Source organism: Roseofilum sp. Guam (genome assembly GCF_017746735.1).
In the GTDB taxonomy this organism is placed as follows: Bacteria; Cyanobacteriota; Cyanobacteriia; order Cyanobacteriales; family Desertifilaceae; genus Roseofilum; species Roseofilum reptotaenium.
The window spans coordinates 1-11,693 of the sequence record NZ_JAGHZN010000104.1 but is presented as its reverse complement, the minus strand read 5'-3'; the positions used below and the strand labels follow the sequence as shown (position 1 = coordinate 11,693).

Below are 11,693 nucleotides of genomic sequence, written 5' to 3'. Positions count from 1 at the left end.
CCAGTTGCAGTTGTCTAGGCATGGTTGGATGATAGCGCTCTCTCTCTATTCTATTGCCAATTAACCGGATTTGATATTACAAGTGGATTTTATTCACTATTATCCTGACCTTTCTGGATATGACCATACTGTTCAAGGAGTACAGAAAACTCCTGAGCATTTACCTCTCCATAGACTTGATTTTGAGGCACTGAATCAACCCGATCCATGAATGATTGAAATGCGGCTTGGTCATTTCTATACTCTAGAATATACTTTTGAAGTTCTCGCATCGTCATCAACTCAAAATTAGACTTCATGAACAAACCTCTAAGTTCCATTTGAGTGAATTTCAATTATCATTTCTTCTCCTGTAATACGATTTACCTTTAAGGATCGTAGGTGCGTTAGCGACAGCGTAACGCACCCTACTGGATTGGTTTGTTCTCTGTTCGTGTTGAATTGTTGGCAAGTATTTGAGTCCATTTTTATGATAGCCTAATTAGCCTATAGCAGTTTTCGCTAACGATCGCATGACTAAGGAAGCATTGAAAACAAATCAGCAGCGTTGGTCTGAGAAAAATACGGGAACTGATCCGGTGTTGGCGCTGGGATTGATGATGTTTCTGATTATAGTGGGCGATCGCCTCTGGTTGGCGATCGATCGCCGCGTTCCGGCTTGGGATCAGGCTGACTATCTCAACTGGGTCTTAGAATATCAGCACATGTTGGAAAATGCCCAATTCTTTTCTGGAGATTGGTGGCATCAATTTTGGCTGCTTTCTCCAAAAATTCCGCCTCTGATTTATGTAACAACGGTTCCCTTTGTCCAGATTTTTGGAGCAAGTCCTGATTCCTCAACTCTGGTGATGCTGCTCTATAGTGCTATTCTCCTCGGTTCGGTTTATGGATTAGGTCGCATCCTGTTCAACAGCTATCTGGGATTGTGGGCGGCTGCTTTGTGTATCATGCTACCTGGACTCTACCGCTATCGCCTGGATTTTCTCCAGGATTATCCTCTAACAGCGATGGTCACTTGGAGTGTTTTTTGTCTGACTCTATGGTGGTTTTCCCGTCACTCTTCTCGATCGCAACAGTGGGGCATGGCTGCACTCATGGGGATTTCGGTAGGGTTAGCATTGCTGACCAAACAAACGGCCCTGTTTTTTCTATTCACTCCGATCTCCGTTTCCGGAATCACAACCCTTTATCAGCGACAATGGGAAAGGTTTGGTCAATGGGTTTTTGGCGGCATAATTACCCTCGGTCTGGTCTATCCCTGGGTGCGTACCAACTGGTTATTGATGCTAACCTCTGGAAAACGAGCTACTGTGGATGTAGCGATCGCCGAAGGTGACCCCCCCCTGCATACCCTCGATGCTTGGCTCTATTACGGGAAAGACCTGCCAGAGCTAGTATCTTGGCCTCTATTATGGATTCCAATCGTCGGTTTTATTGGTATAGGGATTCAATTCTGGCGCTCCGAACAACGGCTAAACCTGAAACAGCACCCCAAAACCGTTTGGATACTTTTATTTCTAGTAGGGTCTTACTTCCTCTGTTCCTTAAACATAAATAAGGATACCCGCTACATCCTTCCCTCTCTTCCCGTTCTCTCTCTCCTACTCCCTTGTGGTTTAAATCAGTGGGATAAACTCAGTCGTAAATGGGGCCCCAAAATCCGTTGGGGAACAATAGGATTAGCCGGTTTACTGATGTTTTTAAACCTCTATCCCCTGGGAGGACAATTCTTCATCCAAGCACTGAGTCCCGGAGCAATGAATTATCCAGTGTTGGGACTTCCTTCTCCCCATCCTAAAGTTATTGATGAAATCATTAAAACCGAACCTTATCTACGATCCAATGTGGGAGTTTTGCCTTCTACACCTACTTTAAATCAGCATAATATTAACTACTATGGGCAAGTGCGAAATTCTCAAGTTCATGGTCGTCAAGTGGGAACCAATAGTCAACACATTGTACAAGATGGGCGATCGCTGCGTTGGTTTATCACCAAAACCGGTCAACAAGGATTAAGTCCCTCTGCTGAACGACAACAGTTAACCCAGTTCATCGAAACCAGTGGCTTATTTAACCGGCATCGATCCTGGTCTCTCAACGATGGCAGTCAACTCAACCTCTATCACCAGCATACTCCCCCCGTGCAGGTGGTTCCCCTCGATCAACCCCTGTCTGAGGTGCAACTCTATAACCTCTTTGTTGCCAGTCCCGTCCCTCCCGGCAGTCCAGTTCCCGTTACCTACCAATGGCGCGGCCCCTGGAAAGATCTACAATCGGGATTAGTGCTGATTACTTGGATTCGAGAACGGGATGGTCAAATTGCTTGGATACATGACCATGGGTTTGGGATGGGAAATCTCTATGCTCCTGAAAACCTCGATCCAGAACAAGCGGTGGAAGTGAGCGAGCTGACCTCCATGTTACCCCCTGCGGATATGGAACCGGGAAGTTATGTGTTAAAGGTGCAATATCTGCCAGACCGAAACTGGGAGACTCGCGCGCAAGATATTCCCATTCCTCCTATTCGGATGATGCTATCTTTGGAGGCTCCTGCTCAACCCGCTTTAGAGTTAGATTTATCAACCCAGTTTCGCACCTTTGCAGCTACCTTATCCCAGGGACCAACTGCACTAGAGCATATTTTTAGCGAAGTGGGGCGGATTAATCAATACGATCCGACGCAAGATTATTTGCTGCAAGTCGATCGCACGTTAAGCGATCGCTTGCAACAAGACCCGAATCGGGTAGACTGGCTCTATGCTTTAGTCCTATCGCGAGTGTTGCGTCAAGATGTGCCGGGGGCGATCGCCGCCTTAGATGTTCTTACCACCCTAGAGCCAAACCGCCCCTATCTCTATGCCTATTTAGCCGTAGTCTATCTTTACGACTGGAAACCTCAAAAAGCGCAAAACGTCCTCGAAACAGCCCTACAGCTCAAACCAGACGAGCCGGAAATACAAGCCCTACAAGCCATTTCCTTCGCTATGCAAGGCCGTTTCTTCAAAGCGTGGCAACTGGCCAAAACCCTAAATCTCTAGGTACATCGAACTCAGATAAATCAATATAACTCCTGCACATTGGACGCTGATTCATGAATTAAGGTTATTTTAGAAGAAAGTGCATTTGTGCAACGTGAGCTGCTCGTTAAATGATGCCCTAAAACCAGGAAAGTCTTATGACAAGAATATTTGAACAAGAAGTCGAATGCTGTGTTTGCCAAGAAAAAAGTAAACATATGATAATTGGAAGCACCAACTCGTTTGGATCTCCTGACTTAGATACTCGTCCTCCAGAAATGAAAAGATCGACACTTTCTCTTTGGATACAACGATGTCCTTCCTGTGGTTACTCTTCACCCGATTTATCGGACTGCGAAGCCCATATCGCAGAATATAGTTGCCACAGATGAATATCAGAATATTATTTGCCAATTCTCAAATCCCAGAAGTAGCAGCTTCATTTCTTGCATTATCGTATCAAAAGCAAATACAAGGGCTATTTTCAGAAACATCGTGGCAGGCAATCCATGCTGCATGGATTTGCGATAATAAAAAGAATTTAGACGCAGCTATATCGTGTAGAAAAAAGGCAATATTACTAATTAATCAAGCGAATTTACACTCTCAACAGATTGCGGGAGAAATCGGATCCTCGGAAGCCATCACTATTGATCTTATGCGTAGGAGTGGTCAATTTAAGCAAGCTTTAGAACTGATTAAAAAAACAAAGTAAATAACCTTGGAGAAAAAGTTTTGCATGTTTTGGAATATCAAAAAAGACTTATTGAAAATAATGATACTTCTGCACATCAAATATCCGATGCATTGGACAAATCTTCAACAAAGAATATATTATAAACAATCTATCGTGCTTTTAAGAAACTTGCGTCTCAATAGGATTGATTTACCACGCTCTATAACATCAAGCAAGGTGATTACCCATGCCATTTAGTCAATTCCAAAGCATTTCTGAAGTTCAAAAAACATACAATATTCGGTATACTGAAAGCTCATTTATATCGAACATGGAGATCTCTGTCCCTCAAATTTTGCTAGAAGAATTTGAGTTTAACCAAGAACATATTGACCTATTTTCCTCAAAAGCAGCTCGGTGTGAACTCATCATATCTCCCTTGCTCAGGTCAGTCTATAAAAATCACAGAAACAATTACTCATTCTGGACACAAAAAACCATATCTTTTGACAAAGTCTTGTGTGGGACACCCGATTATATATTTTCCAAGCGATCGTCGTTGGGCAAAACAGTTCTTGAAACTCCAATTCTCATAGTCGTTGAGGCGAAAAAAAATGACTTTGAGCAAGGATGGGGACAATGTTTAGCCGAGCTAGTTGCTTCACAAAAAATCAATAATAATGAAGTATATGGTATTGTTACTGATGGAAATTTATGGCAATTCGGACGTTTGCACGCTGATGTCTTTACTAAACATGATAAAAACTACACAATTGATAAGATCCAAGAGTTATATGGGGCACTAGAGTATCTTGCCAATTTATTAGATGCAAGTTGACAGGTATAAAAAAGTAAATTGGACTTCAGGTACATCAGTTCTACTGTTTTCTGTTCCATTACTCTTTAGTCATTATTTGTTGCTCCTTATTCCTGAGTTCAATGAAGATTCCACCAATTCCCAGTAATGAACCTGAGCGCTTGCAGGCATTAGAGAATTACGACATCTTAGACACTGACGCAGAAGACGCTTTTGACGATCTCACCCAACTGGCTGCATACATTTGTGAGACTCCCATTGCTCTGGTGAGTTTGGTCGATCAAAATCGCCAGTGGTTTAAGTCAAAAGTGGGTGTGGATGCCACGGAAACACCCAGAGAGATTGCATTTTGTGCCCATGCGATTAATCAACCCGATGAACTTCTCGTTATCCCAAATGCTCTAGAAGATGAGCGGTTTGCAACCAATCCCTTAGTTACCTCAGATCCGGATATTCGGTTTTATGCGGGGACTCCCCTTATCACCCCCGATGGATATGCACTGGGTACACTCTGTGCAATCGATCGCGTCCCCCGTAATCTGACTGATGAACAATTGCAGGCTTTGAGAACTTTAGGACGACAGGTAATCTCTCAGATGGAATTGAGATTAAAGTTAAAACATCTTCAACAGACACAAGCTCAACTCATTCAAAGTGCTAAAATGTCAGCCTTGGGAGAGTTGGTTGCAGGGGTTGCCCATGAGATCAATAATCCTACAGCATTCATTCAGGGCAATTTGCATCATTTGGGAGAGTATTCACAAGAATTACTGAACCTGACTCAAGCTTACCAAAATCAGTATCCGAATCCACCAGAAACCATACAAAACTTAGTTGAGACCCTCGATATAGAGTTTTTGAGAGCAGATCTTCAGAAACTGCTCAAGTCTAGTCGAGTGGGCATTGATCGAATTCAAACCATTGTGCAATCTCTGCGCAAATTTTCTCGCTTGGATGAATCGGATTACAAAACGGTGGATTTACACGAAGGCATTGAGAGTAGTTTATTGTTTTTGGGACATCGCCTCAATCCCGATGGCGATCGCCCCCAGATTACCCTTATCCGTGAATATAGCAACCTTCCCTTGGTCTCCTGCTATCCTCGACAACTGAACCAGGCAATGATGCATATCTTGAATAATGCGATCGATGCTTTAGAAGAACAGTCTGTAGAAGAGAAAATCTTACGCATTTCCACTTCCTGTATTGATGAGCAATGGGTGAGGCTTGGTATTGCTGATAATGGAGTAGGGATATCAGAAGCTCTGCAAAGGCAAGTTTTTCAGCCCTTTTTCACCACGAAGTTAGGCAAACAACACCATAATGGACTCGGACTCTACGTCAGCTATCAAATCATTACTGAACAACACCAGGGTAAACTCTATTGTCACTCTACACCGGGTCAGGGAACAGAGTTGATCGTTGAAATCCCCATATAGAGATCCTCTGTGTCTATCCATCGGGGGTTGCCTCTCTGAGTATAATCATTAATTTTTGTTAAAAAATGAGATTTTGTAGCCTTGAATACAAAAATATTTGATATAATTAGAAAGGTAAGAGAAAAAGAACTTAATAAAACAACTGGAGAAACGATTATGTTATCGACTAACGATCAAGCTCGCGCTTTAATGAACCGCCACCATCACCTCGTGAAAAACCGCCAACAGTCCATGCTCAACCGCTCCGCTGCTGAAGTTGGACTCGATCAAACCGGTGACTACTGGAATAACATTCAAGGCAAACCCGTTGGCGGAGTGAGTGACGCTTATGATCGCAGTGGCTCATCCATGAGCTAGATAAACTCCATCTAGAGCATTAAATACCAACCCTTTATATTTCAACACTTAACACTGATACCCTTTCCCATGAAGCGCAGCTTCATGGGAAAGGGTATCAGATGGCAGAACTGTAAAAACCTGAAAAGCCTACAGCAAAGGCTTTCACAAGTCCTTGATTACTTCGATAAGGTAACGATCTCCTCGATTACTGGATGGGACTACTTGGTTGATGCCTTATTAAGCGCAACTTCATAGAGAAATATAGTTGTTTTAATTAAGGAGGGGCGAACGGCCATTCGCCCCTACATATACCCTGGCTTTAGATAGATCTTGGCGTGTCAATCTTAATTAAAATGACTATAGTATCAGTTTAGACAACATTTCAGGTCGCGCGATCTTATTGCTGGCTGCTACCTCTACAATGATCAGATAACAATTTGGCTAGAAGCAGCAGCAATATCGCCACCAATCAAAATCGAATCATTGCTGCTCAAGAGAACATTTAGATTGCCTCCGATGGTTTGTACTGAAGAAATTCTGCCCCCAGCACCTAAATATTGATTGAAGTCCAAGACATCGCCCGCCGTAAAGTTAGCAATCACATCAATATCTGCCGTTGGATCTTGCAGCAAATCTGCACCAAAGGCAAAAATATCAATGCCATTGCCAGAAATTAAGGTATCGGAACCGGTTCCCCCAATTAAGAGATTAGTACCGCCACCTCCATTGAGAGAATCATTGCCAGCTCCAGCAATAAAGCTATCATTAGAAGCTCCACCGAGCAGAGTATCCCCACCATTGCCACCAATGACAGAACCAAACAAACTGCCTTGAGTCCCCTCATAAAAGTCACTGCCAGCACTGAGCAAGAAATCCCCATTAATTAAACCCGTATTGATAGCTGCAACAACTCCTTCTGCATTCTGCGTATCAATGGCTAAAGTTCCTGTAGCGCTGCTCCCACCTTGAATCAGACCCGTATTAATAATCAAGCCATTTAACTGAGTTTGGTCTTCAATCAAAATAGTCGCCCCTTGTTCGGAAGTCAGTTGACCGGAATTACCAATACTGCCATTAAACACAGAAACCGGAACTCCCGTCTGATTGCCCCAATAAAGGCGAATGGCTGAAGATTGACTATTGGTCGTGGAGCTAACTGCACCAGCTCCAGAAATCGTTCCCGAATTGACAATGGCACCATTGACACTAGCAGCGAGTTCCAACGAGATTGCATCTCCCTGAGTCCCAGAAGTGAGGTCGATAACCCCAGAAGCCTGATTATCGATGACAATGACTCTTGCGGTTTGGTCTCCATAAATCACTCCATCCGATGGCGTTTGAAAGGTGCGGATTTGCCCGGCATTTTGCACGGAAACACCTCCACCGCCAATATTAATTGCCCGTCCATTCCCCAAAATTTGCCCGCCGCTCTGGTTGACGACACTGCCGCCAGAGCTGCCACCATTGGCAAAATTAATGCCCCGGAAACCGCCGTAAATCGTGCCACTGTTGCGAATTTCACCATTGAGGATGGTTTGATTTTCAACAAGTACGGCGCTTCCTTGTTCGGCAAACAACGTGCCCGAGTTGGTAATATTCCCGGTGAAAATTGAAGCGGGAGAACCGGACTCGTTGCCCCAATACAGGCGAATAGCAGAAGATTCGCTATTGGTGGTCGAGCTGCTCGGACCGCGACCGAAGATCGTACCGGCATTGGTAATACCGCCAGTAACGCTCGCACCGAGTTGCAGGGAAATAGCATCGCCTTGGTTGCCGCTACCGGTGTCGATTAACCCGCTTGCCGTATTGTTAATGGAAAATCCTCGGGCTGTTTGGTCGGAATAAATGGTGCCGTTGCGAGGATTGGCTGTGGTGAGAATTTGCCCGGAGTTGATGATTTGATTGGAGAGTCCGCCTAAGTTGACGGCCCGACTGGCACTGGTAATAATGCCATTATTGGTTAGTGTCCCTTGAGATTGCCCGCCATTGGCAAAGTTAACGCCGTTAAAACTCCCATCGACGAGTCCATTGGCTTGCACGTTAATGCTGACGTTTTGGGCGGCGGCATTAACAGCAACGGCTGTACCTTCAACATCAAGCCGTCCGCCGGCATTCACGGCGAGAGATTGGTTAGATCCTAGGGTAATGGTTTGGGTTTGTAAGCCATTCACGGTTTGAGAGGTGGCATCGCCATCTTGCAGTTGGCCTCGAATGGCACCGGCTGGAGATCCGGTAGTATGCACATTCCAGTAGAGAGGAATATCGGCCCCATTTTGCGCGGCCTGAATGCTGCTGACGAACTGGCTCAGAGGAGTGGAAGAAACAGGGGCCCGCTGGGTCGCGTCCCCACTGACACGCGGCAAATCCGTCTCTTCCCAAATGCCGCGTAGGGTTACTGAACCATCGGCGTTTTGGGTAATTTGCAGATCGTCGCTATCTTGACCGTTGTTGGCAGCATTAATCAGATCGACCAAACCGAAAACGATGGGACCATTTTGCCCGCGAGGAGCATTATGGATGTGGATGCGGGTGACATCATCATTGGGATCGGCGGTTTGCGGCGTACCGTTAATAATTTGACCGAAGTCCAAGCCGAAGACGTTGAGTTCGTAACTGAGGGCATCGCCAAATTCATTGAGGATGAGTTGCGAAGTACCGATGGCATTAGAAGTCGTGGGGTTGGGAACTTCTTGAGCGCCTGTGAGTACGGAAGAGAGGCGCGCGGAGGGATTGGAGGTGACTCGGATGCGAGCAATTTGATAGTTGGCAGCGGTATAGTCAGCGTTGGAGAACCGAGGATCGTCGAGAATGCCGCCGCTGCCAACTGGATTGAAGCCTGTGGCGAGCTGAATGGTTCCGTTTTGATCGACTCCGGTGTTAGGAGTAGTTTGGCCAAAAAAGGCGGTGTTGGCTGGAATTTCGTCGTTGACTTCGGTTCCGGCATCTAGGGCTTGGGAACCGGAAATTAGGATATCAGCACCGACAAAGTTGCCGTTGGCATCAAAAATTTCGTTAGCGAGGGGATTGCCGTTGGCAACGAAGGTATCGTTACTCGGCAAGATCATAGAAGCGTAGTTAAAGTATCGACCTTGAGAGGCATCAATGTTGAAGGTTTGGCGGACGGTGGCTCCGGGGGCAATGGGGGCACTGCCAATGGTTGCGTCGAGGTTGCCGAAGCCACTGTTGGCAAATTCTTGACTGATGAGGTTGTTATTCCCATCTTCTGCGAGTCGTTCTAGTCCGGGTGAGGCGGGTGCTCCGCGATCGTAAGTATCAAAACGACCATTATGGAAGCCCACCCAGAAGGGGGTGAGGCTGGTTCCTAAATTAGGGGCAGCATTTTCGATGGTGACGGTAACTTGATTGAGAGGCATGGTTGTTTCTCCTCACTAGGTATATGAAATCCGCAGAATCTAGGTCACAATACAATTGTACAGTCTCGGCAGGAATCGCTGGAGCAATTTGGCGATGCGGAACATTAATACTATCGTTATCGTTGATGAATATTCGAGTTGCTCAAGAATCTGATGTACCAGAACTGGCAGATCTTTACTATCAAACGGTTCAGACCCATGGACTCGAGTATTATACCTTAGAGCAGACCCAAGCCTGGGCTGCTTTTGGGTTAAGTGAACACTTTTTCCGTCAGTTTATTCTGGATGTTACAACGTTTGTGGCGGTGAATGAGACCGGTATTTTAGGCTTTGCAGGCATAGGAAATGATGGGCATATTACTTCAGTCTATGTGCGTTATGATTATCTCCATCAAGGGATTGGTAGTGCTTTGATGAGGGTCATTTTAGACTACGGGAAAAGTCAGGAAATGAAACGATTTTATGCTGAGGCGAGTCTGTTTAGTGTAGGTCTGTTTAAGAAGTTTGGCTTTCAAGTCTATGATACGGAAATCGTTGAGCGCAAAGGAGTAAAATTTGAGCGCGATTTGGTTGAGTTGAAGTGCTAATACCAAGAAAAGTAAGGGTGGCTTTTTACACCCTTACTTTTTAGCGATTCATGGAATCGTTTAATTAATGATGATGGTGATGATGACCCTGATCGCGATCGTGATGATGATGGTGGTGGTGATGATGCTCAACGGTGAGTTGGGTATTCACCGATAACGCTTCTTCTGAGAGCAGATTTTCAATGTGGGGATCTGCCCAATGGGCAGCCATATGTAGGAATTCTGGATGATCGTTAGCGCACTCCATTTGAATATAGGTAATGTTGGAATATTGGCGCTGTAAGGCTTCGATAATATGCTCAACATCGAGTAGGGTTTCGTGGTTTTCGGTGACGAAACCAATAGGCATAAATACGATCGCCTTTGCACCAAGCTGAATCAGGTTTTCTGCTGCCAGTTTAGCGTCAGGTTGAGTCCATTCAATCAGGGGGGTATCGTGGTTGAGCCAACCTACAGAAATCAAGGGATATTTGTAAATCAGTTTTTCCCGCACCAATTCATAGAGGGTTTGGCTTTCGGTGATACCGGAGGTGAAGCCTTTGGCTTTGTGGGGACAGCCATGATTCATGAGAACAATACCAATTTGGGAGGGTAAAATGCGATCGCGCAATTTCTGGGCAATTTTCTCCTCCACCACTTGAGCCATGAGGTTGATATAGTCTGGCTCGTTATAAAATGAGGGAATATAGCGCTCTCCCGTCACCCAATGCTCGCTACCCTCTTCTTTCGCTAGAGCTTGATTGACTTGTTCAACAGCGATACCACTGGTGAAAATGGAATCAACAACAAGCAGGGGATAAATCAGCAGTTTATCAAACCCTTCTGCCTTAATTTGTTCTAGCACTTGCTCAGGAAGATAGGGCGCGCAAAAGTTAAAGGCTTTAAAGACTTTAATGCGATCGCCCCATTTTTGCTGTAAATGTTCCTCAATTCCAGCTCGCTGACGCTCAAAAATGGCATTGTGGGGGGAAATGAAATTACCATGCTGATGACTCCATTCATGGAAATCAAAGATCGCGAGGAGTTTGGCTAACGGGGGATAGATCCAAGTCGGAACCGGTGCAAACTTAGCGGTGAGCAGATTTAGGGCTTGTTCGTTATAGTTGGCAAAGTCGGCATAACTTTCCACTTCACCATAGCCCATTAACAGAACGGCAACGCGAGGGGGCTGGCGATCGCCAACTGGAGTTTGTTCTGAGTATTTTTCTGGAGTTGCAACCACGGCTGTTTCCTCAGTGGGTTTAAGATCACATTTTTCTAGGGTAGCATCCCCCTGGGGGGGATAGGGACTCTAGCAATAAGCACTCTAGCAATAGGAGACAGGGAAAAGGCACAAAGCTAAACATTTTATAAAGATTAGTGGGATTGACACTCTGCGGGCTAAAGCCGCGCAGATTCTTAAGCCGTCCAAAATCGGACTCTTAAAGGCGTTGTCAAAGCGCCC

At 45.3% G+C, this 11,693-nt stretch carries 9 protein-coding genes; 6 read left to right on the top strand and 3 right to left on the bottom strand.

All coding sequences use genetic code 11. The features are described 5' to 3' along the window. Positions 1-89: 89 nt before the first annotated feature. On the bottom strand, positions 90-299 hold the full coding sequence (locus tag J7529_RS24200; RefSeq protein ID WP_318731109.1) for a DUF6887 family protein: 210 nt from the start codon (positions 297-299) through the stop codon (positions 90-92). Positions 300-512: 213 nt separating this feature from the next. On the opposite strand from J7529_RS24200, the gene J7529_RS24195 reads away from it, so the two are divergent. From J7529_RS24195 to J7529_RS24175, 5 genes are all read left to right on the top strand, one after another. Beyond that, the gene (locus J7529_RS24195) at positions 513-3,038 is read left to right on the top strand and encodes a glycosyltransferase family 39 protein (RefSeq protein ID WP_318731108.1); all 2,526 of its coding nucleotides are present in this window, start codon (positions 513-515) and stop codon (positions 3,036-3,038) included. A gap of 367 nt (positions 3,039-3,405) precedes the next feature. After that, positions 3,406-3,732 (top strand): hypothetical protein, encoded by a 327-nt coding sequence (locus tag J7529_RS24190; protein WP_318731107.1) that lies wholly within the window; start codon positions 3,406-3,408, stop codon positions 3,730-3,732. Between the two features lie 292 nt (positions 3,733-4,024). Next, entirely contained in the window at positions 4,025-4,531 is a 507-nt protein-coding gene (locus J7529_RS24185; protein WP_318731106.1) for a hypothetical protein, read from the top strand. 101 nt (positions 4,532-4,632) lie between these two features. After that, positions 4,633-5,949 carry an ATP-binding protein gene (locus J7529_RS24180; protein WP_318731105.1) on the top strand — a complete coding sequence of 439 codons (1,317 nt, stop codon included), beginning with the start codon at positions 4,633-4,635 and terminating at the stop codon, positions 5,947-5,949. A gap of 156 nt (positions 5,950-6,105) precedes the next feature. Next, the gene (locus J7529_RS24175; protein WP_318731104.1) at positions 6,106-6,306 is read left to right on the top strand and encodes a hypothetical protein; all 201 of its coding nucleotides are present in this window, start codon (positions 6,106-6,108) and stop codon (positions 6,304-6,306) included. A gap of 407 nt (positions 6,307-6,713) precedes the next feature. Here the strand turns inward: J7529_RS24175 and J7529_RS24170 are convergent, their stop codons facing one another. Continuing rightward, positions 6,714-9,662 carry a spondin domain-containing protein gene (locus tag J7529_RS24170; RefSeq protein WP_318731103.1) on the bottom strand — a complete coding sequence of 983 codons (2,949 nt, stop codon included), beginning with the start codon at positions 9,660-9,662 and terminating at the stop codon, positions 6,714-6,716. Between the two features lie 125 nt (positions 9,663-9,787). On the opposite strand from J7529_RS24170, the gene J7529_RS24165 reads away from it, so the two are divergent. Next, complete coding sequence (locus J7529_RS24165) at positions 9,788-10,249, top strand: GNAT family N-acetyltransferase (RefSeq protein WP_318731102.1); 462 nt, start codon at positions 9,788-9,790, stop codon at positions 10,247-10,249. A gap of 64 nt (positions 10,250-10,313) precedes the next feature. Here J7529_RS24165 and J7529_RS24160 read toward each other — a convergent pair whose 3' ends face one another. Beyond that, on the bottom strand, positions 10,314-11,471 hold the full coding sequence (locus J7529_RS24160; RefSeq protein WP_318731101.1) for a ferrochelatase: 1,158 nt from the start codon (positions 11,469-11,471) through the stop codon (positions 10,314-10,316). Between the last annotated feature and the right edge of the window lie 222 nt (positions 11,472-11,693).

Excerpts from the sequence above, each read along its gene's own strand:
- J7529_RS24185 (WP_318731106.1), top strand. The coding sequence starts at position 4,025 with ATGGAGATCTCTGTCCCTCAAATTTTGCTAGAAGAATTTGAGTTTAAC.
- J7529_RS24190 (WP_318731107.1), top strand. The coding sequence starts at position 3,406 with ATGAATATCAGAATATTATTTGCCAATTCTCAAATCCCAGAAGTAGCA.
- J7529_RS24200 (WP_318731109.1), bottom strand. The coding sequence starts at position 299 with ATGAAGTCTAATTTTGAGTTGATGACGATGCGAGAACTTCAAAAGTAT.
- J7529_RS24165 (WP_318731102.1), top strand. The coding sequence starts at position 9,788 with ATGAATATTCGAGTTGCTCAAGAATCTGATGTACCAGAACTGGCAGAT.
- J7529_RS24195 (WP_318731108.1), top strand. The coding sequence starts at position 513 with ATGACTAAGGAAGCATTGAAAACAAATCAGCAGCGTTGGTCTGAGAAA.
- J7529_RS24175 (WP_318731104.1), top strand. The coding sequence starts at position 6,106 with ATGTTATCGACTAACGATCAAGCTCGCGCTTTAATGAACCGCCACCAT.
- J7529_RS24180 (WP_318731105.1), top strand. The coding sequence starts at position 4,633 with ATGAAGATTCCACCAATTCCCAGTAATGAACCTGAGCGCTTGCAGGCA.
- J7529_RS24170 (WP_318731103.1), bottom strand. The coding sequence starts at position 9,662 with ATGCCTCTCAATCAAGTTACCGTCACCATCGAAAATGCTGCCCCTAAT.